Consider the following 21,677-nt stretch of genomic DNA (forward strand, 5'->3'; position numbering starts at 1 on the left):
CGCGGGACCATCTGTTGCTGCTGTCTCCACAGTCACTCCGTATTCGCTTGTTAGACCGGCGCTGGGCTGCCGTTAATGACATTAAAGTCATAATTGAGTGTTTTGTCAACATAGACAATAGCATCTATACTTCGGTGTGGCCAAAACTGGACCGATCATGCCGAACACTTCAAATCGCCCGACAGCAAAGCGTCCTACCCGTGCGGCACCAGTCTCCCCGGTTGCCGTTTCCGAAGAACGCGAGCCGCGCGGCGCCCGTCGCAAGCGCGAGACGCGCGCCCGCCTGCTCGACGCCGCCCTCACGCTGATGGCCGAAAAGGGCATGGAAGGCGTAGCCATCAACGAAATCACCGAGGCCGCCGACGTCGGCTTCGGCTCGTTCTACAACCACTTCGAGTCGAAGGAAGCCATCTACGCGACGCTTGTGGACAACGTGTTCGAGGAATTTGCCGACATGCTGGATCGCCTCACCAGGGGCCTGTCCGACCCCGCTGAAGTGATCGCCGTCTCGGTTCGCCATACCCTGATGCGTGCACGGCGCGATCCGGTATGGGGACGCTTCCTGATACGCGAAGGGTTTTCAGCGCGCGTCCTGAGCCGCGGCCTGGGTCAGCGGCTGCTGCGGGATATCGGAAATGGCATCGCCGCCAGGCGCTTTGTGGTCGCCGACCCCTTCATCGGCTTTCTTTCGGTGGGCGGTACGGTACTCGCGGCAGTTGCCGCCGAGCTGAATTTCGTCGCGCCGGGCGCGCCGGCGGCGCAGCTGCTCGACGAGCTTGGCTTCAGCGGAGAGCACTTCGCCGAGCGCACAGCAGCGACGCTTCTGCAAACACTCGGGCTCAAGCGCGCGGAGGCGGAGAAGATTGCAATGCGAGAGTTGCCACTCGTCGAGGCGGAAGTCGATGACGAATGAGGCCGACGACGACAAGGCACGTTACTGGATTAGGGTCACCGACCTGGTACGATGAGCAAAGGTGCTTTGGAGAGCGAACCGATTCATCGCGTCGCTCTCCCCGACCTCAAGGAATCAGGTTCATTCTCCTGACGTCACGTGCGGCTGATCGTCCGGCAATTCGCCCATCGCCTGGAAGAGTGCGGCGGTATCGCTCATGCGCTGGCTCCCGGCGCGGACGGCGCTAAGCTCTGCATTGAGAAATCGCTGCTCGCTGGCATGCTGTGCCGTTGACGGCAGGGAACCCAGACGGGCGCGCGACGCCGTTTCGTCGAATGCCGTACGGGCTGTCTGTGCCGCTCTTTCGGTTGATGCCAGCGTCTGCGCGTCGTTGTCCAGTGCGGCAAGCGAATCCGCGACATCCTGGAATGCCGACAGAACCGTCGACTTGTAATGCAGAACCGCCGCATCGTAGGTATCGATCGAGGCTCTGCGTTGTGCGAACAACGCCCCACCGTGGAAGAGCGGCTGCGACAGGCCCGCACCGATTGCCCAGAGCCCGCCCGCGCCTGAGAGCATCGCGGGCCAGCTAAAGCCGCCGCGGCCCATCGAGGCCGTCAGTGACAGGCTCGGAAAGAGTTGCGCGGTCGCCGCGCCAACGTCGGCCGCGGCCGCTTTCACGGTGGCGTCGGCGGCCTGAATGTCCGGACGCGAACGCAGCAGGTCCGACGGCACGACGACGGGTACATGGTCAGGCAACGACAGGCTGTCGAGGTCGGGAACGGTCGGTGCGTCATCCGGCGTCCGGCCCATCAGTACCGCCAGCGCGTGGACCGTTGAGGTGCGCTGCTGGCGCAAGGCCGGAAGGCTCGCCGCGATCGAATCTGCGTCCTGCGTCGAATTGAGCGCCTGCACGTGCGAAATGGACCCGAGCGCGTACCGTTGCCGATCCTCGTTTGCGGTTTCGCTCGCCACAGCGACGAGCCGTTCGGTGAGCGCGATCTGACGATCGAGCGCCGCCGCATTGATCGCCGTGCCGACGATGTTGGCGGCGAGCGCGCGCCGGGCTGCTTCCAGCTCATACCCCTGCACGTTCACGCGAGCGGCAGCCGCCGCGTTTGCGTAGCGCGTCTGGCCGAAGAAGTCGAATGTGTAGTGCGCCTGAATCTGCCCGGCGAAAAAGTTGTACTGCACCTGCTCAGGGCCGAGGCCCGGCACGACGGGTGACCGCGCGCGTTCAACCTGGGCGGCACCGTCGACTGACGGCAGCGTGGATGAGCCGACCTGCGCGCGCAGTCCCTCTTGCGCGGCCGCGAGCGTTCGCTGCGCACCTGCAAGCGTCGGGCTGTTGCGCAAGCCTTCGTCGACGAGTGCATCGAGCACGGCGGACCGGTAAAGCCGCCACCATTGCGGAACGGCCGTCGAGCCGATATCGAATTGCTGCGCAATACCGCCTGCGGCAACAGTCTTCGAGGGCTGCGCCTGCGCCCCGTAGTGCTCGGGCGAAGGCGTCGCCGGCGGCTCGCCGCTGGGGCCGAACGAGCAGGCCGTCAGCGCGAGCGCCGTAGCGACTGCGAGAGCGGATGTCTTATGGGCAAGCTTCATGATCAGATCTCCGTATGCTCGACGACAACCGGTTGCATCCCGCGCTCATCGCGCCGAATCCTGAAACACGTCGCATAGAGCGCCGGCAGAAAGAAAATGGTCAGTCCCGTGGCGATCGTGATACCCCCCATCAGCGCGGTCGCCATGGGCCCGAAGAACGCTGAACGCAACAGCGGAATCAAGGCGAGCACGGCGGCTGCGGCCGTCAGTATGATTGGCCTGAAGCGCCGCACGGTTGCACCGATAATCGCGTCGAAGCGCCCATGCCCCGCCGCGATGTCCTGGTCGATCTGGTCGACCAGAATCACGGAGTTGCGCATAATGATGCCGAACATGGCAATCACGCCGAGCAACGCGACGAAACCAAAGGGCTTGCCGAACAGGAGCAGCGCGGCCACGACGCCGATCAGCCCGAGCGGTGCTGTCAGCACGACGATAAACGTCCGCAGGAAGCTCTTGAGCTGGATCATGAGCAACGTCAGCACGGCGATAATCATGAGCGGCATCTCGGCGTTGATCGAGGTCTGGCCTTTCACGCTTTCTTCGACCGCGCCGCCTACTTCGATGCGATAACCGACCGGCAGTCTCGCTTGTTCCCCGGCGAGCGCGTCCTCGATATCGCGGGTCACGTCGATGCCCTGCGCGTCGCCCCGAATGTCAGCCTGCACGGTGATCGTCGGCTGCCGGTCGCGCTGCCAGATCACGCCGTACTCGAGCGTGTCCCGAACGTGTCCGAGGGAGCCGAGCGGAACCGGGCCGTTCGGCGTCGGAATCGCGAGGCTCGTGAGCTGCGCGGGATCAACACGCTCGCTCTTCGGCGCGCGCAGATCGACGTTGATCAGCTTGTCCCCCTCACGGTACTGCGTGACCGTGTACCCCGAAAGCGTCATGGCCAGGAAGTTCGATACGTCCCCCGACGTGACGCCAAGCTGGCGCGCCCTGCTCTGATCGATCTCGAACGAGATCGACCGTTCCGCCGGCTCGTCCCAGTCGAACTGGACATTGCGTGTGCGGGAGTCGGCACGGACCTTCCCGGCGACCGTTTCAGCAATGGAGCGCACGGTTGCAATATCGTTGCCGCTCACCCGGAACTTGATCGGGAAACCCACGGGCGGACCGTTCTCGAGCCGCGCCACACGCGTGCGCACGCCGGAGAACTCTCTCCCGAGTTTGGCATCGAGCCAGCGCATCAACTCTTCGCGGTTTTCGACGCTTTTTGCCGTGATCACGAACTGCGCAAAGTTGGGCTGCTGAAGCTGCTGGTCGAGCGGCAGGTAAAAGCGCGGTGCTCCGGTGCCCACAAAGTCGACGAAGTGGTCGATCCCGGGATTGCCGTCGAGCGCCTTTTCCAGGCGCTTCGCTTCACGCAGCGTCGCCTCGAACGAAGCGCCTTCCGGCAGTCGCAGGTCCACGAGCAGCTCCGGCCGCTCCGAGTTTGGGAAGAACTGTTGCGGCACGCGCGTGAAGGCCGCCATCGCGATCGCAAAGAGCGCGGCAGTGACACCAAGCACAACCCAGCGACGCTCGATACACCACGAGACCCACCCCGACAGGCGCCGGTAGAAGCCGGTGTTGTAAACATCGTGCTCGTGATGGTGCCCGCCACTCTCGTGGCTCTTATGCTCGGGCAGCATGTGGAAGCCCAGCAAGGGGACCAGCACGACGGCCGCGAACCACGAGACGATCAGCGCTATGGCCGACACTTCGAAGATCGAGCGCGTGTATTCGCCCGTGCTCGATTTCGCGAGTGCGATCGGCAGGAAGCCCGATACCGTCACGAGCGTGCCGGTCAGCATAGGGAATGCCGTGCTCGTGTAGGCAAAGGCCGCCGCGCGCGTGCGAGTCCACCCCTGCTCGAGCTTCACGGCCATCGTTTCGACGGCGATAATCGCGTCGTCGACGAGCAGCCCGAGCGCGAGCACGAGCGTGCCAAGGGAGACCTGGTCCAGCCCGATATTGAACACATGCATGCACAGCGCCGTCACGGCGAGCACGATCGGAATCGAGATCACGACGACCATGCCGGTGCGCAGGCCGAGCGAAACGAGGCTCACGACCAGCACGATTGCTACCGCTTCGGCGACCGACCTGACGAACTCGTCCACTGAATGCTTGACCGCGTGAGGCATGCTCGAGACGGCAGCCAGCTTGAGTCCCGCCGGCATGGCGGCCTGCAGTTCGGCGGTTTTCGCGTCAAGCGCCTTGCCGAGGCTGATCACGTCGCCGCCCTTTTGCATTGTGACGCCGATCCCGAGGACCGCCTGTCCGCCGACCCGCATCTGGGTGACGGGCGGATCGTCGTAGCCGCGCGTGATCTTCGCGATGTCACCGAGCCGGAACGTACGTTTGTTCACGGTGATGAGCGTGTCGGCGAGCGCCTGCACGTCCTTGAACGCGCCGCTCGGTCGCACGAACACCCGGTCGTCCGCCGTCGTAATGGTGCCCACGGGCGCAACGGTATTTTGTGCGTCGATTGCCTGGGCGAGCTGCTGCGGCGTGATAGAGAGCCCCGTCAGTTCTGCATTCGATATCTCGACGAAGATGTGCTGGTCCGGGTCGCCAAAGTAGTCGACCTTGGCGACGCCGGGCACGCGCAGCAGGATCGCGCGCAACTGGTCCGCGTAGTCGTGCAGTTGCGCAGGCGTAAAGCCGTCGCCTTCAAGCGCATAGATGTTTGTGTAGACGTCACCGAACTCGTCGTTGAAAAACGGTCCAACCGTCCCCTTGGGCAGCGTCGCCGCGATGTCGCCCACTTTCTTGCGCACCTGGTACCAGGTCTCTGGGACATCCTTGACCGGGGCCGAGTCTTTCATTGCGAAGAAGATCATCGACTCGCCGGGCCGCGAGTAACTCTTGATGTTGTCGACGTACGGCGCGGCCTGCAACTGACGACCAATCCGGTCCGTGATCTGTTCCTGCACCTCGCGGGCAGTCGCACCCGGCCAGTAAGTCTTGACGACCATGGTCCGGAACGTGAACGGCGGGTCTTCCGACTGGGCAAGCTGCGTATACCCGATCACGCCGAACAGGGTTGCAAGCCCGATCAGAAAGATCACGAGCTGCTGATGGCGCAACGCCCACGCGGAGAGATTGAAGCCGCCTTCGCCATGTGCCTCGGCGTCGGACGGGGTGACGGGCGCGCTGTCACGCCCGGTTTCGCGGTCGCGTGCGTTCATGACGAAAAATCCTCGGGATGCACCGGTGCCACCACCTGCACGTGTTGGTCTGCGCTCACTGCGTGCACCCCCTGCATCACGACGCGGTCGCCGTCGTGCAGGCCGCCGGTGACGGAGACCGTGCGCTCGTCGTAGCGCGTGATGCTGACAGGGCGCAGCTCAAGGGTGTCGCTGCCGGCGCGCACCACCCACACTGCCGGGTCCTCGCCTTTATGAAAGAGCGCCGTCACAGGCAGCGCGAACGGACGCGCCGTTGGCGCGTCACTGACGTCATCGAACGTGACATTGGCCGTCATGCCGAGGCGAACTTCGGGGCTTGGCGCGGCCAGCGTGAGCTTCACTCGCCAGGTGCGGCTTTGCGGGTCGGCGACGGGCGACACCTCGCGCACGCGCGCCTCAAACGTCTTACCGGGCAGCGCGGACAGGCTCACGCGCGCATTGCCGCCGACGGTCAATGCGCCAAGCGTCCGCTCGGGCGCGTCGCAGACAACATCCACGTCTCCCGTCCAGTCGAGGTGATAGACGGCTTGATCTGCCTGAACGTTCTGGCCGGTGTCGGCGTCCTCCGACGTGATGACGCCGTCGTGGTCTGCCGTTAGCGTGGCGTAGCGCAGGTGATCCGTGGCGAGCGCCATTTGGGCAAGCGCCGAATCGCGCTGCGCGAGGGCGGAAGCGTAGGCGTCCTGGGTCTGCTCCAGCTGCGCCGTCGCGATCAGGTTTGCCTGCGCCTGAGCGCGGTCGCGATCGAGCTGTTGTTTGGCGTACACGAGACGATGTTCGGCGGCGTCGAGCTGCGCTCGCGCGTTGGCCAGGTTATTGCGCAGATCGGTAGGGTCGAGCAGCGCAACGGCCTGCCCCGCCTTGACGGTATCGCCGATGCGCACGCGCCGTTCGGTGACCTTGCCTGCGACCCTGAACGAAAGAGGCGTGGAGTACCGCGCCTGTACCTGAGCCGGCAGCGAGGCGCTCGCCGTGCGCCCATCGGGATGCACCGCGATGGCGACGACCGGCTTGGGCTCGGGAGCAACGGTTTCGCGCTGGTGGCAGGCCGCTAGCAGCATTGCGCCGCAAGCCGCAATCAGAAGACGTCCTCGGAGGGATGGCCGGACGACGGACGGCAGGAAGGGACGCGCAAGCGTCTGCGTTTTAAGACCGGAAAGTTTCACGATGTTCACAAGGCAGGTGATGGTCCAGCAATAAAATGGGCGAGGCATCGGAAGACACGGTGTGTCTTGCAGCATGCTTTGCGAAGTGCGCGAATACTCGATCCGGCATGCCTACAACTTAGTATTCCTACTCGCTGCGCCTGATACAAACCGCTTGCAACTCTTCGTACTTCGTCATCGCACGCGGCCACTCCCCACGGAACAGCTAGAGGACGAGCGTCAAACAGATCTTCGCCCCGAGCCCGGCGCTGGCGGATCGGAACGGCAGTGGACGACTCATCTTCAGCGCTGCAACGCCCTGTTCCAGGCACCGTCGCAACTCAATTGGTCTGTCCATGCGCTCGCTGATCCGTTCGCAACAGTGACATTACATCCCATAACTGATGAACTTGTCAATCATGACGTAAAAATCTACAATACGACGCTACAGAAATCTGGAACCGAGATGCCTGATACCCCGAACTCCCGTGCAACCCGGCAGCGCACACAAAAGCTGCCAGATCCGGCCGAGGCGACCGACGGGCGCCAGCCGCGCGGCGCCCGCCGCAAGCGGGAGACTCGGACCCGCCTGCTCGACGCTGCGCTCAGGCTAATGGCCGAGAAAGGGATGGGTTCAGTGGCCATCAAGGACATCACCGAAGCCGCCGATGTCGGTTTCGGCTCCTTCTACAACCATTTCGAGTCGAAGGAAGGAATCTTCGCCGCGCTCGTCGAGTGGGTGTTCGAGGAGTTCGCCGGCACGCTTGACCGCATGGCCGGCGGGCTGTCTGACCCGGCCGAAGTGGTCGCTGTCTGTGTGCGCCATACGCTGATGCGCGCCCGCCGCGAGCCGGTGTGGGGACAACTCCTGATCCGCGAGGGTTTTACGGTACATGCGCTGAACTGGGGTCTCGGTCAGCGACTGCTGCGCGATAGTCAAAGTGGCATTTCCGCGAAACGCTTTGTCGTCCCGGACCACTTCCTGTGCCTCATTTCCGTTACAGGCATCATCTTCGCGGCGATCGCCGCTGAGTTGCACTTTTCCGCCTCCGTTACACCAGCGGTCCGGCAGCAGAAGGCATCTGGACTGGGAGAACAGAACTTTGCCGAGCGCGCTGCTGCGGTCGTGCTACAGGCACTTGGGCTCAAGCGCGCGGAGGCGGAGAGGATTGCGCGGTTGCCGTTATGGCAAGCGTACTGCTGGTAGATGACGACGCGGAAACCCTCGCCGCTTGGGCGGCGAACTGTGTCGCGGACGGATTTCAAGTGAAGACGGCGAGCGACGGCAAGTCAGCATTGGCAATGTTCATCGAATCCCCTGTAGACATAGTGGTCGCCGACTGGCGCATGCCGGTGATGTCGGGGAGCGAACGGAAATGGCGCTCCCGAGCCAGTATCGAGTCAGCAAAAATTTCTACTCGCCGTAGTTAGACCGCCGTCAGCAATTTCGGGGCGCGGTCCTTCGTGGACCGAGGCCGCCTTTGCCAGCAGGCAAGCAGGTACGAACCCTCGTTGACTTTGTGCCGCCCCTCCCGTAATGTGAAATTCGCCGCTGTGAAGAACGTCGCTCTGGCGCCCGTCTGTCGAGCTGGCAACATCCCGGCATCCCGACCTTCGAACTTTCTCTATTTCTCCAGTCGCTCTGTCAGCCATGGAAAGCAATCGCGCGCCCAGTCAAACGGATGAGCTCGCCCGCAGACCGGCCCGCCCCGCAGATTATGCGGCCGAGAACCGGGCGCTCGTGGCACTCGCCCAAGCTCAGGCCGGCCCGCGCTCCGAATTTCTGCAAGCCATCGCGGACACGGCTCTGGCACTGTGCCGCGCGGGTAGCGCTGGTATCAGTCTTGTCGAAGGACCAGACGACAACCGGGTCTTCAGGTGGCTCGCGGTTGCCGGGCTCTGCGCTGACCTGCGCGGCCATACGACCGCATGGGACGAGTGCCCGTGCGCCGTGACCCTGGAGGCGGGGACACCGCAACTATTCGTCAACCCGCAGACCCAGTTCCCTTGCCTTGCGTTTCCGGGAGTCGACGTACCGGAAGGAATTGTCGTTCCAATCACGGCTGAGAATGCGGGGCTAGGGGCGATATGGGTGATGTCACATACAGAGGATTGCAGATTTGACCTCGAAGACGTCAGACTGCTCTCCAACCTCGCCGTTTTCGCCGGCTCGGCGTTGACCATCGTCAATGCGCGCGACAGCGGTGAAGAGAGCGACCGGCGGCATAACGAATTTATCGCGATGCTCAGTCACGAGTTGCGAAATCCAATGACGCCAATCGATGGCGCCATCAGTGCAGCAAAACGACTTTGCGCCGAAGACGAAAGAGCCGTCGAAGTGCTGACCATCGCGCAACGCCAGATGAGACATTTGCGCACGCTGGTCGATGACCTGCTCGACGCCGCCCGTCTGAAACATGGCAAGCTCGCTATCAAGCACAGCGACACGTCACTCAGCGACATTGTGTTCGATGCCGTGACAGCCGTCAGACACCACATCGCATCCCGCAGGCACACACTCAAAATAACTGGACTCGACGAGCCCATCCTCGTGTGTGCTGACCATGTCCGCCTGAGCCAGGTGCTGGGTAACCTCCTTTCGAACGCAGCGAAATACACACCTGTCGGCGGCACCATCGAACTCAGCGTTCGCGTCGAACCAGACAACTCGCGCGAAGAAGCATCCGGGCTGATTGTTATTGATGTCGCTGACAACGGCATGGGCATCGATAGCGCGGTCCAGCCACACGTCTTCGAGTTATTCGCGCAGTCTGCCCGCGGCCAGGCACGTTCCGAAGGAGGCTTGGGAATCGGGCTCGCGGTGGCGAAGCGGATGGTCGAACTGCACCATGGAACCATCTCAATCAGGAGTGAAGGCTCGGGCAAAGGCACGGTTGTGACTCTTCGTTTGCCGATAGCCCCGACGATAGCGGATACGGACGCAGTCGCCCCCAGCGCGACCGCTGCGACTCCCGAGCCGACACGTCTCCTGCTCGTTGACGACAATCAGGATGCGCTCAAAGCGCTGAGCATTTTGCTCGAGCTTGAAGGTCACGAAGTAACAACGTCGGACAACGGGCGCGACGCCATACGGCTGATGTCTGAAAAGCAACCTGAGGTCGCAATCATCGACGTGGGGATGCCGGAAATGGACGGCTTCGAAGTTGCACGAACCGTTCGCCTGAATCGCGGATTCGACGACATCATACTGGTAGCGCTCACGGGCTATGCATCCGAATCCGACAAGTCGAGGGCACTGGCGGCCGGCTTCGATTTCCATCTGACCAAGCCACTTTCGCTCGATAAGCTGCAGTACATCCTGGCGAATCGTGCCAACGGTACGTTGCGGGGCATCGTCTAAGGTCGGCTCGCCGTTTGTCGCGAGTTTCAGGGCTACAAAAAATCGGCTGGACTTGGGGGCGTCGGCCTGAACAGGCAGAAACGCACCCCACTACCTGCCGCATCTGCAGCCAAAGGAGGCGTTCACATGCAAGAGTTTGAGCGTATCAAGGTCCTGTTCGTTGCCGGATTTGGACCAATCGTCCGCGATAAGATCGCGGGCCGGAACTTGTACGGGGAGACATTCAATATCTCATTCAAGGAGGAGTCAGGCGGTTATCTGCATACGGAGGCTCTGAAAGGAGTTCAGAGTTTTGCCTTATGGCCGCTCGAGCAGGCGGCGCAGTCCTGCTTTGGCAAAGATTCCTGGCCGGACGACACGCCCGTTCCCCAGGCATGGCTCGAATTTGATGTCGAGGACGTCGAAGGAGCAACTGCGGAACTGGAATCGCGAGGCTATCGAATTCTCGTCAAGAACAAGAAAGAGCCGTGGGGGCAGACGGTCACACGATTTCTTTCTCCAGAAGGATTGCTGGTTGGCCTGACAATTACTCCGTCGATGCGGCACCCGCGAGTGTAACGGGCCGGTGGTTTGCTAGCCGCTGGCCGCGTTTGCAGCTTTGGAGAGCCAGAGCAGGAACATCCGGATTTGAACGATAGGCTCTCAACAACGAACGCTCAGAATAGTCGGCACGTCACGTTCTTCGAAATACATGCGGTCAAGCGGGAGTGTTATCCCGAAAGTTGAAGTTGGCTGCCGGCCTCTTGCGCCCCAGAATTCAACGCGTCCAAAGTGGTTCACAACGATTACCTCACTCGCGCCGCCCTCCAGATAGCTTGCTATGCGGCGGTCGATGTCCTGCGCCCTGTCGCTATCGAGAAGCACTTCAACGCAGAGGTCGGGCACAAACGGCACTGGGCCGTCGCGGTCGAAGCTTTCCCACTTATCACACGGCATCCACACGACGTCCGGGACCCTGATGCCAAATGACCGTGTCGAAATGGCCACCGACATTGCTGCGCCATGACCCATGTATTCGGTCAGGTGACAGTAGACATCCGTGAGCACTATCTGGCGCCTGGCAGACGGGGAAGGATTCAGAACAGCCTCGCCGAGTTCGTCCAGTTCATACCGGTAACGCTCGACAAATTCTGTATTCGGAGTGACGCGACACCAAGCGGCGAGCAGTTCGTCATGGTCCAGAAGAGCAGGCGTACCCATAGTCATCTCGCGAGGAAGTGACTTAAGCGTAAACCCTCCCCGGGCGATTTGACAATTATTTTATTATTGTGCGACGCACAAATCCAACCGCATTAGTCAGGCTCCGGCATACGATTTTCCGCATTGACAGCATCGTTCGGTGCGCTTCATGCCATATATTGCGGGCAATAGAGGTCCGATATTCACCTGATTTGTGAGATTTGTTGTGCAGTGCAGGAACGGAAGCGGGATGCAGGCATCGCCCTGCCGGAAGAAACAAACCGGCAAGTCGAGAACGGAGAAATCGCGGCGTCGCGTTCGACGGATAGCGTCGGATACTCTGCAGGAAAAGCCGCTAGTGTTGCGTGCTGTCTCGCGAGGACTGAAACAAAGCGGCGATGTTCATCTCTTCGTCCAGTTCCGGCCAGTACAACTGCTGGCGGTCCAAAGAGATTGCAAAATGCGCGCGCTCCGCTGTTGTAGCTGCCCGCAGGACAGGGAACCGGTCCAGTGGAAACTGGACCGCCCGACCGTCAGCCAGGTCGAGAAACAGGCGTTGGTTGTCGAAATGCACACTTACCACCCTGCAGTCCATGGCCGTCTCCTGAATGAGAGCAACTTAAAGATAGGCCGCGGCAGAGCAGCGTTCAAGAAAGAATGACAGAAAGAAGGCCCGCGCCAGCGTTGGAATGGAAGTGATACGTTTCCTTCATTTTCAACGCGATGTCGCCGGTCAGCGGTTTGCCGGGTTTGACAGCTGAAGTTACGGCAAGGGACTCCGACGGGATACTTCATCGCGTGGGCGCATGAGCCGACGCGCTTGAGCCGCGCTCCTTCACGAGAGTACGAATCTCCTTAATCAGTCGGGCTATGGGCGTGGGTTTCGGCAAAAGGACATCCCACAGCGGCTCCACCGGAGGAGGCGGCGACGCCGCTGACAGCATGACGACTGGAATCTCGGCTGTCGCCGCGTCGTCCTTGAGTCGTCGGCACAGTCCAACACCATCCATGCGCGGCATCATCCAGTCGGTCACGATGAGATTCGGACTCTCCACGACAGTTGCAGACAGCGCGGCTTGCCCATCTGGCGCGGTGAGCACGCGGTATCCTTCCCGCTCAAGCAGTAGTCTAAGCGGATGCAGAATATTCGGGTCGTCATCTACAAGCAGTATCGTCGCCAATCCAGGGAACCCTGTTCGCCCGAGAGGGCAACCAGTAGTACCGCAATTGGCGTTCCTGCCCCGGCTTTGTCACTGACGCAGGCAGCGTCGGCCTTACCGCCATGACTCTTAAGTTGCGGGGGCTGCAATTCATCCGGCACGGCAATTCCTTCCGTGCATCCTTCATACAAATTACACCCTGGAGCGCATATGACCGGACCGGATGCGTCACCCGCAGCGGACCGCGCACGGCGCGCGGGCACTTTTTAATCACAACGGCTTTAGACGAACGCCCCCATCGCGCGCCTGACTTCGCGGCGGAAAACGACGCGTTGCACCGCCTGGCGCAGGCGAAGGCCAACGCCGAGGCCCGGGCGGTACGGAGGTTACCGTGCGCTTGCCGATTGTCTGCGAAGGTTGGGACGAGCCCACCGCGGCCACGATGCTCAGGGTGGCACCGGTTCGTATCCTTCTGGTGGACGACAACGCGACACCACGGAGGCGCTGGCCACATTGCTGGAACTGGAAGGTCACGGTTAGTCGACAAGCATCAACGACACCTCGCTCTCCAGCAGCGCACGAAGTTCGTTCGAATCGGGTCGTGTTCCCCAGTTGCGGGCACCGGCGACCGACGCGATGGCCATCCACGAATTTGGCGGAAGCCATTCGCGCACGACAACGCCCTGTTGAAGAATGCGCAGGCAGCCGGTGTCCTCGGAGTAGTCGGCGCACATCTCCGTGTCAGCCAACTGCGCTGTGATTCGGGGGCTACGGATTCGCAGCATTGGTTTCTCCAGTGTCTCTATCAGTTAATGTATTGCGCGCCAGCATCTGGCACCACCGCGCGCGATTCAAGGCACGATGGAGCGAGCAGTCCGGTATCGCACCTGCCGCGTTAGCAATTTTTGGTTTTTAATTTAGCTTAACTATCTATGCTGTCCTATGAAAGGAATCGCAGATAGCGCGGTCACACAGCACTTACGCAAGCGCGTATTGTCAAGCGTCCGGTCTCGGGCGGGAACACGCGCCACGCACCGTCATCGTGCTGGAAGAAAAAAAGTGCAGCCGGACCTTCCGGTCGCCATGCTTCTATGCGCACATACCGGTTCCGATTGGAGCCTGTTCGACCGAACCGGATTACCCGAATCGGTGATGCCGGAGTTGGGGTCAGCCACTTTTCAACCAGCACACGCAAGGACCTTTCTGCGCTCATCCGCTTCTCCTTCGACCTCGTTCCCGTTGATTCGGCCGTGCCATGTTGCGCTCGCAACGATGCAGATTTCGGCCATAAGGAGTCTGGTCATTTCGCGCGATGAATACTGGACGCAATCCAATCAACAGCGGTGGCTACCGCCGCAGCTTTGCCTGCGAATTTCTTACCCGGCATACTAGACTCGGGAGTAAGTATGTGACGTTCAGGCCAACAAATCACCTGTTGCCGTTGCAAAACATCGTTCCCTGACTGGCAACAATTCGGATTTGACGCCCGATCGTTAAACGGCTTCAAATCCCTGCAGGAAAACCAGAAGGTGAGCTTCGAAGTGAAGCAAGGCCCGAAGGGCAAGCAGGTCCAGCGCTACGCCGGAGTAAATACCACAGCACCGCGGTCGGCGATGTGCGTAAAACTCCGGATAAACCGGTATGTCTGGTCACTGATCGCAATCCGGTTTGAGCCGGCCGCCGTCAACTCAAGTATCCCATCAACGAGCGCCGCACCGATTGTCCCGTGCCCAGCCAAATCGATCAGGCATCGGCGGCAACAATCTGGCTCGACCACGCCGCACCGCTGACAATTGCTTACAAAGGTCACGTTTCCAACGTGCACGGAGATGACGGCGCGAGCGTTATATGCGTCAGCGTGCACAGGGAGATTTCATTTCTCCGATGGGGCGTTCCCGAACATAACGCGTCGAGACTGAAATCTCGATAACAGACTCAACATCAACACAATCGACGGGTATTACAAGATGAAAACTACTAGCAAGTTCGTGTTCACTATTGCAATGTCAGCACTCGCAGGCATCGGAACGGCAAACGCAGCCGGTTGCCTCAAGGGCGCGGTCGTGGGCGGGGTTGCCGGGCACTATGCTGGACATCACGCGGTCGCAGGGGCGGTTGGCGGCTGTATCGTCGGACATCACCTGGCCAAAAAGCACGCCGAGGAACAGGCCGCGCAGAAACAGGCGGCACGCGCGGAGTAATGCTGGGGAACAGAGTTGCTCGCCGCAGTGTTTAAGCCTTTCTTAATTGTTACCTCCTATCGTCGTCGCACACACGTCAAAGGTCCCCTGCTTCGCCGCCAGCGTATCGGCGGCGTCTTTTGCCAGCGGGCATCGCGTCGGTGGCGGGACTGAGAGTTATTGAACGAGATTGAAATCAACATGCCCGGTAAATCACGAAATCGCAAACACACCCGGCCGGCAATGTCACCATTACTGCGTGCGCTGACCTATAGCCGCGCCGCGCACGAGCCGGTTACCCGGGCGATGCTTTTGCAGTGCTACACGGCTCTCGATGCATTCCGCCGCGGCCAAGGGTCGCGAGACCTGTTTGCGACCTTGAGCCGGCATTTACTTGCTGCCGAGGAGCTGTGTCGTCTCGGGCTCGCGTCGGACCAACTTGCTAACATTGAAAGCGCACATACGGCCATGGTCCACGTCAAAAGCGCGAAACATCACGATGGCAGCTGGATGCTCAGGGACAGCGAGTATTCCCTCCTTTGCGCAGCGTTCGCAATTCTGGATGCTCAACTGTCCATAGCCGCTCTTGACGAGATTGCGAGGGCGGAAGCAAGGGTAGTCGAGGGACTGATTCGAGCAGAACAGAAACAGGCTATTGCCGAAGCATCGATGTAACGGCCATACGACAAGGAGCCGTCCTCCCTTCCAGTTGACCGAGCGATCTCGGCGGCTCAGGAAGCCGTGCTCGTGTACGACGTCATCCCGGTACGCCCGTTCTCCGACGAACCAGGAACCTGCAATCCACAGCGCCGTTGTCAGAAGTGAGTCAATTAGTTCGGTCTGATTCGCCGCTGATAGTGACGATTGGGACGACGCCGTCGCGTCCTCGTGGCGTAATCGCATGCGGGAGCTCGGCTTGTCCTGGTCGCTGCTTCTATGGTTCACGATAGCCCGTCTGTCTGTCCAAGGCACAAGTTTTGCCGAGGGCGGCTCTCTACCAATCAATGCCGTCTTTACCCACTGCAACAGTCGCGGCATTCGTCGCTGCAGGATTTTTCGTTGTGTGCAAAAATCGCCGCGCGCGGCTTACCGCCCATAACAATGACAGTAGGCCGACTTCATATTGGTGACGAGGAGTAGACACTTGATTCAGCGAATTTCCGCCTTCTTTACTCAGGTGGTGCACCGGTTTTTGCCGGACCCCCTGATTTTTGCCATCCTCTTAACCATCGTGACCTTCGCGCTCGCGCTTGGTTTGACGCCGAAGGCACCTGCGGACCTCGTGATGCTATGGGGTTCTGGCTTCTGGAATCTGCTCGCGTTCTCGATGCAGATGGCGATGATTCTTGTGACCGGCCACGCATTGGCGAGCTCAGGCCCGGTCAAGCGGATGTTGGTCGCCCTGGCGAGCTCCGCGCGTACACCGGGCCAAGGCGTGATGCTGGTGGCGTTTGTGGGCGGAGTCGCCTGCGCCATTAACTGGGGCTTCGGTCTGGTCCTTGGTGCGATGCTTGCGCGTGAGGTCGCGAGACGTGTCCCGGGAACGGACTACCGCCTCCTCGTCGCGAGCGCCTACATGGGGTTCCTGACGTGGCACGGCGGCCTGTCTGGCTCTGTGCCGCTCGTGGCCGCGACCAAGGGCAATCCAATGGAGAAGACAGTCGGTCTGATTCCGGTATCGCACACCATATTCACCGGCTACAACGCATTTATCACCATTGGCCTCATCATTCTGTTGCCGATTCTGGCGAGACTCATGATGCCGAAGCCGGAGGATGTCGTCACGGTGGACCCAGCGCTTTTGCAGGACCCGCCAAGCGTTGAACGCAAACTTCCTCCTAACGCAACGTTCGCCGAGAGAATGGAAGAAAGCCGGATTCTGGCGCTCCTGGTGGCGGCGTTGTGCGCCGTGTTTCTGGTAATCCGATTCGTCAAGAAAGGCTTCGTACTTGATATCGATACCGTGAACCTCGTGTTCCTCGCAGCAGGTATCGTGCTTCACAAGACGCCGATGGCATACGCGCGCGCTGTTGCCGGCGCAGCGAAAGGTGCTTCTGCCATCATGATTCAGTTCCCGTTCTACGCTGGCATTCAGGCCCTTATGGACCATTCGGGGCTGGCTGGCGTAATTACGAAGTGGTTCGTCGACATCGCGAACGTCCACACATTTCCGCTTCTGGCGTTCCTGAGTTCGGCGCTTATCAATTTCGCGGTGCCGTCTGGCGGCGGTCATTGGGTGGTGCAGGGACCGTTCGTTATGCCGGCGGCGCAAGCGCTCGGCGCGGACCTCGGCAAGTCCGCGATGGCAATTGCCTACGGCGAAGCGTGGACGAATATGGCGCAGCCGTTCTGGGCACTGCCTGCACTTGCTATCGCCGGTTTGGGCGTTCGAGACATCATGGGCTACTGCGTGACGGCGCTTCTGTTTTCAGGCGTGATTTTTGTGGCTGGTATGTACCTGTTCTGAGAAGGTCGGCGCTCCGCCTCAAACCAGGTGGGGCGCCTGGGGAGGCATGTTGCAAAGCTTCATGTCCTTCCGTATGAACTACATCAGGCCGTTGCTGCTCCGCTGTCCCCGACGATTGATGCTGGCAAATCGTCATCCCTCAGAAACAATGTGTCGTACCGGAAAAATGTGTGATTCAGACGAATCTCCGTTGCGCTCTTCCCCCAGCAAATCTCCGTTTCTTCCGCCAGTTTCTGAAATTTAACGAAGGTCGATAAAGATTCCCAACGCGACTTACGAACTTGCCGAAAACATTCTTGTAAATGAAGTAGAGGCTGCGCATACCGTTTTTCTATCAGTTGCTTGGGTGTCAGCTCACCCTCTAACTTCGAACTCAAAGACTTGACAGAAATCGCGCGCCTTTTCACCCGGCCCTCAGCCTCGTGAATTCAGGTCCGCCCCTGGGGCGAATGGCGAGATCGATACGTCGACCGCGACTGCGCCGGTGCAGGCGTTCGTACTGACCAATGCGGGCCTGATGGCCGGTGTTTCGCTGGAGGGCACCAAGATCACACAGCTTCGAATCTGACCACAGATAGTTCGATGCAGAATATTACGATGGCGCAGGTCGAAAGGGCGAGCGGAGACGATGACCGGTCGCGATGCGCTCGATTAACGGACACGTTCGCATCCGCTGCCCGCGGCACGACTTTTGCGTCTGCTACTACACAAGCCCTTGCCGACAGAAGGTGAAAACCATGATTCAACGAACGACCACGCTTGTTTCCGCGGGACTGCTCGCCGCGATCTTTACCACAGGTGCGCTGGCTCAAGGGGCGCCTCAATCCATTACGGAAAAGCGGACTGATGTCGTCCAGCTCTCCGCTGGATACCGGGCCTCCAGGCTCGAAGGCGCAACCGTCTATAACCGCGACAAGGAAAAGATCGGCACGGTGGACGACCTCGTCGTCGCGCCGAACGACAGCAGCGCCTATGCGATCCTGTCAGTGGGCGGATTTCTGGGGATGGGCAAGCATCTGGTGGCGGTGCCGTTCCGCGATCTGCAGATCGACCGCCGGCAGCTCATCCTGCCGGACGCGACGAAGAAGTCCGTGGAGGCGTTGCCCGAATTCAGGTATGCGCCTGAGTAGGCGCGGGGCTCGCGTCACCAATACGGTCGCGCCGCAGCCATGAGCGTCGACACCCTGCACCGCGCGCGCAGCATTGCACGGCATCCGGGCGTTTTCCTGCTGCAGACGTTGAAGGCCTTTCGCGCCAACCAGGGCATGCTGCTGGCTGGGGCGGTAGCCTACTACGCTCTCCTTTCGATTGTTCCGCTTCTGATCCTGATTGTTATTGCGCTGTCGCACGTGGTGGACCCGCGCCTTCTGCTCGCCACGCTTGCGCGTTTGCTGCGCTGGCTGGTGCCGGGCCAGGCCGACCCGCTCGTCCGTGAACTTGCCAATTTTCTCGCGCACCGCGCGGTGATTGGCTGGGTGCTGCTCGTGACGATGTTCTTCTTCAGCTCGCTTGCCTTCACCGTGCTGGAGAACGCGATGTCGGTGATCTTCGTGCATCGGGTGGCGATCCGCCGGCGTCATTTCATGCTGTCGGCGCTGCTGCCGTATTGCTATATCCTCTTTCTCGGCGTCGGCCTGCTGATCGTCACATTCGTCTCCACCGGCTTGCAGGCGGTCGGCGCGCAAGGTGTCGAGCTGTTCGGTCGCCATGTTTCGCTGCAGGGATTTTCGCGCGCGCTGCTATATCTGCTCGGCGTGGCCGGCGAAATCTTCGTGCTGACCTCGATTTACCTTGTAATGCCAGTTGGCCGTCCCGTGCTGCGGCACGCATTGTTCGGTGGCGTGACAGCGGCCCTGCTGTGGGAAATCACGCGCCATGTGCTGGTCTGGTATTTCGCCACGCTGTCACAGGTCAGTGTGGTTTACGGCTCGTTGACAACTGCCATCGTGATCCTCTTCAGTCTCGAGTGGCTCGCCACACTCTTGCTGTTTGGCGCCCAGGTGATCTCCCAGTATGAATGTTCCGGCACCGATGCCGGGCCGCCACCCGAACCGGGCCTCGCCACCCATTGAATTGCGTCAGAGCGGCGCGCTCCACGCACGCTCAACGCAATCCTCTTCGCAGCGGTCATGCTCCTTGTCATCACGTTTCGCACCTCACGTCCGCGTATGGTCCGCGTATGGCATCGCGGCTGGCTTGACGATGCTGACCACCACGATCCAGATGATCGCGCTGTCCCCCACCCTCTGGCACTGGTCGACGCTGGCGGTGGCCGCGGCCAGCGTGCCGCTCCTGATCGTCGACGGAATGCTGATCGCGGCGAATCTGCGGAAGATTCCCCGCGGCGGCTGGTTTCCCGTGACCGTCGGCAATGCGTTCATCCACTTTGCTTACATGCCGGAGCCGCCACCTACGCCGCGTACTATCAGAGGCGTTACTCTTCGGGCACGGCCCGGTCTGCCGCAATGATCTTGCGGCCATACTCCACTGCCGCCTCGCGCGCTTCGGCCGGCGTCGCGTAAGGTCCGATCTGCGGCGCGCCGTCGAACGGGAACAGAATCTTCCGGTCAGACTTCCTGATCACGCTGAGGCCGCCCATATATCGACCGTCACCAGTGCCATGGTAGCTCGCGTAGATATCGAAGTCGCCGTCGGAAACATCCGCCTTATGTCGCATCATCGCTGATTCGTCGTCCATGTTCTTGAGCCGCTGCAACCGGCACGCGCAGCGCACCGGGTTGCTTCAAGTGCAAGCGTCAACGACTCGAGGAGGCCATGATCTGGCAGCGCAATCTCTATTCCCGAAGTCCGAAAACACTGAAGAATCGGTCTGGCATGTGCATTGCGCGTCCTCTGTCTGACTTGTCCGGCTCGCGGCAGGCGGCGAATGGGGCAAGGCTGCAGGTTTGCTCACGACCCTGCTGGTTTGCCTTGCTGCGTGTATCGCAATGGTTCAGGTAAACGTTTTTCTGCCGCAGACCGGCAATCCGGATAATTAGTTCGCAGTGCTAGATTTAATGCACGTGCTCTTGGCATCCTGACCGGCGTCGGTTTCATCGGTGCGGGTGCAATTGTACGCAAGGACAGGGAGCGACGGGCAGACGTGTGTCTCGAAAGTTTCAGCTCCGCAGACTGCATGCAGCGCGAACCCTCAGCGCCGCACGCGGGCCCCGAGCGCTTACGGTCGCGAAGGATCCGTCTTTCGGATAATACTTATCTCGCCGTTGCGCTCGAGAATTGCACTTTTCACCCGATCGAGGGCATCAGAGCCCAGTTCCTGGCGAACTGTCTCAAGGACATCGGTTCGGGTTATCAACGCTGCCAGCATCTCACGTTCGTTAAATCGGCCGTCACTGTAGACCTCTCGCTCAACTCCTACCACTAACGATTCCAGCGCCCGAGAGCGGATACACGCCCAGGCGAGTGCGCGATGGATCAGAACGATGACAAGCGACGCGACAAGGGTCGGGACAGCGGGCGACGCGCCAACAATAGCTCGGCTCAGTGTCGCACCGAGCAGAATGGCAACAACATAATCGAAAGGTGAGCGCTGTCCGAAGGAACGTCGCCCCGATATCCGGATGAAGACCAGAGCGGCAAAAAACGTAGCGGCCGCGCGCATCGCTATCTGTAATGAAGAAAGGTCCTTTCCCTCTCCGAAAAGTGCAATGAGTATTTGCATATCTGTCTCCTCCTGACCGACCCATTCCGGCGGATGATGGACACGCCCGAGCCCAATGGGCGCAGCAGGAAATTGCCGCCGCCCGGGAGTGGCACCCCGTAGCCTGCAGTTGTCTCAGGAACCGGCCTTGCCGATGTAGCCGGGCAACCCCTCCGCGACTGAACTCCTTGCCAACTTCAACGCCTGTCGTTCTAAGGAAGCAAATTCTTCGTCAGTTCCGGGACATGGAAGATAGGTGCGAAACAGGTCCGCCCACCGGAACTCTTCGAGGGGCACTGTCGTCTTTTCATAGCCACCAGCGTCCCGAACCGACGCCGCGAGGCTGCGATATTCGTCGTCGGCTAACGCCCAGATGTGGTCCGGCATGTCCGCGAAGTTTCTGCGTTGACCTTTGGCGTCGTACGGATAGGTCCAGCGCTGGTTTTCCATTGACAACCAGAACTCCCCGTAGGACAGCGACGACAGGTCGGCAACCAGCACTGCGGGCATCGTCTTTATCCCGGCATGCCACAAAGCGGTCGCCACGTGATGATGGTCAATCGCAAAAGCCGAACCGCCAGGACCCAATACAACAGGAACAGGCTTTTCCGCTATGGCCATCTCAAGGTCATGGCCGGAAAGCGATCGATAAAACTGGGTCTTCTGACGTATTTCGCGCAGACCGTGCGTTAGTTGGGTTGGGCGCAGGTTTTTGATGGTTGCAGTATTCAAAGCTCCTCCCTCCTCGGACAGGGCAATTCCTCAGCCCATCGTAGGCGGCACGGCGATGCTACCCTAAGGCCACGGCTAACGGCTGGCAATGTCCAGCTTGAAAATGCGTTGCTGAACAG

The 21,677-nt window shown here is 60.5% G+C and carries 21 protein-coding genes and 3 pseudogenes; 14 read left to right on the forward strand and 10 right to left on the reverse strand.

What is annotated here, in order from left to right; translation table 11 throughout:
- Positions 1-157: 157 nt before the first annotated feature.
- The gene (locus P3T22_RS13975) at positions 158-913 is read left to right on the forward strand and encodes a TetR/AcrR family transcriptional regulator (RefSeq protein ID WP_429325259.1); all 756 of its coding nucleotides are present in this window, start codon (positions 158-160) and stop codon (positions 911-913) included.
- A gap of 120 nt (positions 914-1,033) precedes the next feature.
- Here P3T22_RS13975 and P3T22_RS13980 read toward each other — a convergent pair whose 3' ends face one another.
- Genes P3T22_RS13980 through P3T22_RS13990 form a run of 3 tightly spaced genes read right to left on the reverse strand, consistent with a single transcriptional unit; the run spans position 1,034 to position 6,734 of the window.
- A complete protein-coding gene (locus tag P3T22_RS13980; protein ID WP_429325260.1) occupies positions 1,034-2,497 on the reverse strand; it encodes an efflux transporter outer membrane subunit in 1,464 nt (487 codons plus the stop codon).
- A 2-nt stretch (positions 2,498-2,499) separates the two neighbouring features.
- Positions 2,500-5,673: an efflux RND transporter permease subunit gene (locus P3T22_RS13985; protein ID WP_429325261.1), complete on the reverse strand. Its 3,174-nt coding sequence runs from the start codon at positions 5,671-5,673 to the stop codon at positions 2,500-2,502.
- Positions 5,670-6,734: an efflux RND transporter periplasmic adaptor subunit gene (locus P3T22_RS13990; RefSeq protein ID WP_429325274.1), complete on the reverse strand. Its 1,065-nt coding sequence runs from the start codon at positions 6,732-6,734 to the stop codon at positions 5,670-5,672. Before P3T22_RS13990 ends, P3T22_RS13985 begins: the two co-directional genes overlap by 4 nt.
- A gap of 550 nt (positions 6,735-7,284) precedes the next feature.
- Here P3T22_RS13990 and P3T22_RS13995 point away from each other — a divergent pair.
- From P3T22_RS13995 to P3T22_RS14010, 4 genes are all read left to right on the forward strand, one after another.
- Positions 7,285-8,025 carry a TetR/AcrR family transcriptional regulator gene (locus P3T22_RS13995; RefSeq protein ID WP_063497901.1) on the forward strand — a complete coding sequence of 247 codons (741 nt, stop codon included), beginning with the start codon at positions 7,285-7,287 and terminating at the stop codon, positions 8,023-8,025.
- The gene (locus P3T22_RS14000; RefSeq protein WP_082855002.1) at positions 8,004-8,249 is read left to right on the forward strand and encodes a response regulator transcription factor; all 246 of its coding nucleotides are present in this window, start codon (positions 8,004-8,006) and stop codon (positions 8,247-8,249) included. Before P3T22_RS13995 ends, P3T22_RS14000 begins: the two co-directional genes overlap by 22 nt.
- Positions 8,250-8,469: 220 nt before the next feature.
- Entirely contained in the window at positions 8,470-10,179 is a 1,710-nt protein-coding gene (locus tag P3T22_RS14005; RefSeq protein ID WP_429325262.1) for a hybrid sensor histidine kinase/response regulator, read from the forward strand.
- Positions 10,180-10,305: 126 nt separating this feature from the next.
- Positions 10,306-10,737, forward strand: a complete 432-nt coding sequence (locus tag P3T22_RS14010; protein ID WP_429325263.1) for a VOC family protein — start codon at positions 10,306-10,308, stop codon at positions 10,735-10,737.
- A gap of 84 nt (positions 10,738-10,821) precedes the next feature.
- On the opposite strand, the gene P3T22_RS14015 is transcribed toward P3T22_RS14010, so the two are convergent.
- The 4 genes from P3T22_RS14015 to P3T22_RS14030 form a co-directional block, all read right to left on the reverse strand.
- Positions 10,822-11,379, reverse strand: coding sequence for a Uma2 family endonuclease (locus P3T22_RS14015; protein WP_429325264.1), 558 nt, complete (start codon positions 11,377-11,379; stop codon positions 10,822-10,824).
- Positions 11,380-11,713: 334 nt separating this feature from the next.
- Positions 11,714-11,953, reverse strand: coding sequence for a DUF2442 domain-containing protein (locus P3T22_RS14020; RefSeq protein ID WP_063495694.1), 240 nt, complete (start codon positions 11,951-11,953; stop codon positions 11,714-11,716).
- A gap of 196 nt (positions 11,954-12,149) precedes the next feature.
- Positions 12,150-12,539: a response regulator gene (locus tag P3T22_RS14025; RefSeq protein WP_063495693.1), complete on the reverse strand. Its 390-nt coding sequence runs from the start codon at positions 12,537-12,539 to the stop codon at positions 12,150-12,152.
- Between the two features lie 515 nt (positions 12,540-13,054).
- Positions 13,055-13,303 (reverse strand): hypothetical protein, encoded by a 249-nt coding sequence (locus P3T22_RS14030; protein WP_063495692.1) that lies wholly within the window; start codon positions 13,301-13,303, stop codon positions 13,055-13,057.
- A gap of 711 nt (positions 13,304-14,014) precedes the next feature.
- Between P3T22_RS14030 and P3T22_RS14035 the strand changes: the two are divergent.
- From P3T22_RS14035 to P3T22_RS14070, 8 genes and pseudogenes are all read left to right on the forward strand, one after another.
- Positions 14,015-14,086 (forward strand): annotated as a pseudogene (locus tag P3T22_RS14035) (cold-shock protein); the annotation flags it as partial.
- Between the two features lie 399 nt (positions 14,087-14,485).
- Positions 14,486-14,719 (forward strand): hypothetical protein, encoded by a 234-nt coding sequence (locus P3T22_RS14040; RefSeq protein WP_063495691.1) that lies wholly within the window; start codon positions 14,486-14,488, stop codon positions 14,717-14,719.
- Between the two features lie 180 nt (positions 14,720-14,899).
- Complete coding sequence (locus tag P3T22_RS14045) at positions 14,900-15,373, forward strand: hypothetical protein (RefSeq protein ID WP_429325275.1); 474 nt, start codon at positions 14,900-14,902, stop codon at positions 15,371-15,373.
- 469 nt (positions 15,374-15,842) lie between these two features.
- Positions 15,843-17,165 (forward strand): TIGR00366 family protein, encoded by a 1,323-nt coding sequence (locus P3T22_RS14050; protein ID WP_063495690.1) that lies wholly within the window; start codon positions 15,843-15,845, stop codon positions 17,163-17,165.
- 442 nt (positions 17,166-17,607) lie between these two features.
- Positions 17,608-17,733: pseudogene (locus P3T22_RS14055) on the forward strand (BPSL1445 family SYLF domain-containing lipoprotein); the annotation flags it as partial.
- 169 nt (positions 17,734-17,902) lie between these two features.
- On the forward strand, positions 17,903-18,295 hold the full coding sequence (locus P3T22_RS14060) for a PRC-barrel domain-containing protein (protein WP_063495689.1): 393 nt from the start codon (positions 17,903-17,905) through the stop codon (positions 18,293-18,295).
- 39 nt (positions 18,296-18,334) lie between these two features.
- On the forward strand, positions 18,335-19,237 hold the full coding sequence (locus P3T22_RS14065) for a YihY/virulence factor BrkB family protein (RefSeq protein ID WP_063495688.1): 903 nt from the start codon (positions 18,335-18,337) through the stop codon (positions 19,235-19,237).
- 130 nt (positions 19,238-19,367) lie between these two features.
- On the forward strand, positions 19,368-19,634 hold the full coding sequence (locus P3T22_RS14070; RefSeq protein WP_429325265.1) for a KUP/HAK/KT family potassium transporter: 267 nt from the start codon (positions 19,368-19,370) through the stop codon (positions 19,632-19,634).
- Here P3T22_RS14070 and P3T22_RS14075 read toward each other — a convergent pair.
- Entirely contained in the window at positions 19,600-19,845 is a 246-nt protein-coding gene (locus tag P3T22_RS14075) for a DUF6723 family protein (protein WP_063497899.1), read from the reverse strand. The two genes, P3T22_RS14070 and P3T22_RS14075, sit on opposite strands and share 35 nt — an antisense overlap.
- A 190-nt stretch (positions 19,846-20,035) precedes the next feature.
- On the opposite strand from P3T22_RS14075, the pseudogene P3T22_RS14080 reads away from it, so the two are divergent.
- Positions 20,036-20,250 (forward strand): annotated as a pseudogene (locus P3T22_RS14080) (MgtC/SapB family protein); the annotation flags it as partial.
- A gap of 93 nt (positions 20,251-20,343) precedes the next feature.
- Here P3T22_RS14080 and P3T22_RS14085 read toward each other — a convergent pair.
- Together P3T22_RS14085 and P3T22_RS14090 are read right to left on the reverse strand one after the other, a co-directional pair.
- Positions 20,344-20,847, reverse strand: a complete 504-nt coding sequence (locus P3T22_RS14085; protein WP_429325266.1) for a DUF421 domain-containing protein — start codon at positions 20,845-20,847, stop codon at positions 20,344-20,346.
- A gap of 114 nt (positions 20,848-20,961) precedes the next feature.
- Entirely contained in the window at positions 20,962-21,558 is a 597-nt protein-coding gene (locus P3T22_RS14090; RefSeq protein WP_429325267.1) for a ParB-like protein, read from the reverse strand.
- Between the last annotated feature and the right edge of the window lie 119 nt (positions 21,559-21,677).

Source organism: Paraburkholderia sp. GAS348 (assembly GCF_050434205.1).
Taxonomy (GTDB): domain Bacteria; phylum Pseudomonadota; class Gammaproteobacteria; order Burkholderiales; family Burkholderiaceae; genus Paraburkholderia.

What these genes read in the sequence shown, in the direction of transcription:
- P3T22_RS13975 (WP_429325259.1), top strand. Translation starts at nt 158, where the DNA reads ATGCCGAACACTTCAAATCGCCCGACAGCAAAGCGTCCTACCCGTGCG.
- P3T22_RS13980 (WP_429325260.1), bottom strand. Translation starts at nt 2,497, where the DNA reads ATGAAGCTTGCCCATAAGACATCCGCTCTCGCAGTCGCTACGGCGCTC.
- P3T22_RS13985 (WP_429325261.1), bottom strand. Translation starts at nt 5,673, where the DNA reads ATGAACGCACGCGACCGCGAAACCGGGCGTGACAGCGCGCCCGTCACC.
- P3T22_RS13990 (WP_429325274.1), bottom strand. Translation starts at nt 6,734, where the DNA reads ATGCTGCTAGCGGCCTGCCACCAGCGCGAAACCGTTGCTCCCGAGCCC.
- P3T22_RS13995 (WP_063497901.1), top strand. Translation starts at nt 7,285, where the DNA reads ATGCCTGATACCCCGAACTCCCGTGCAACCCGGCAGCGCACACAAAAG.
- P3T22_RS14000 (WP_082855002.1), top strand. Translation starts at nt 8,004, where the DNA reads ATGGCAAGCGTACTGCTGGTAGATGACGACGCGGAAACCCTCGCCGCT.
- P3T22_RS14005 (WP_429325262.1), top strand. Translation starts at nt 8,470, where the DNA reads ATGGAAAGCAATCGCGCGCCCAGTCAAACGGATGAGCTCGCCCGCAGA.
- P3T22_RS14010 (WP_429325263.1), top strand. Translation starts at nt 10,306, where the DNA reads ATGCAAGAGTTTGAGCGTATCAAGGTCCTGTTCGTTGCCGGATTTGGA.
- P3T22_RS14015 (WP_429325264.1), bottom strand. Translation starts at nt 11,379, where the DNA reads ATGGGTACGCCTGCTCTTCTGGACCATGACGAACTGCTCGCCGCTTGG.
- P3T22_RS14020 (WP_063495694.1), bottom strand. Translation starts at nt 11,953, where the DNA reads ATGGACTGCAGGGTGGTAAGTGTGCATTTCGACAACCAACGCCTGTTT.
- P3T22_RS14030 (WP_063495692.1), bottom strand. Translation starts at nt 13,303, where the DNA reads ATGCTGCGAATCCGTAGCCCCCGAATCACAGCGCAGTTGGCTGACACG.
- P3T22_RS14040 (WP_063495691.1), top strand. Translation starts at nt 14,486, where the DNA reads ATGAAAACTACTAGCAAGTTCGTGTTCACTATTGCAATGTCAGCACTC.
- P3T22_RS14045 (WP_429325275.1), top strand. Translation starts at nt 14,900, where the DNA reads ATGCCCGGTAAATCACGAAATCGCAAACACACCCGGCCGGCAATGTCA.
- P3T22_RS14060 (WP_063495689.1), top strand. Translation starts at nt 17,903, where the DNA reads ATGATTCAACGAACGACCACGCTTGTTTCCGCGGGACTGCTCGCCGCG.
- P3T22_RS14065 (WP_063495688.1), top strand. Translation starts at nt 18,335, where the DNA reads ATGAGCGTCGACACCCTGCACCGCGCGCGCAGCATTGCACGGCATCCG.
- P3T22_RS14070 (WP_429325265.1), top strand. Translation starts at nt 19,368, where the DNA reads ATGCTGACCACCACGATCCAGATGATCGCGCTGTCCCCCACCCTCTGG.
- P3T22_RS14075 (WP_063497899.1), bottom strand. Translation starts at nt 19,845, where the DNA reads ATGATGCGACATAAGGCGGATGTTTCCGACGGCGACTTCGATATCTAC.
- P3T22_RS14085 (WP_429325266.1), bottom strand. Translation starts at nt 20,847, where the DNA reads ATGCAAATACTCATTGCACTTTTCGGAGAGGGAAAGGACCTTTCTTCA.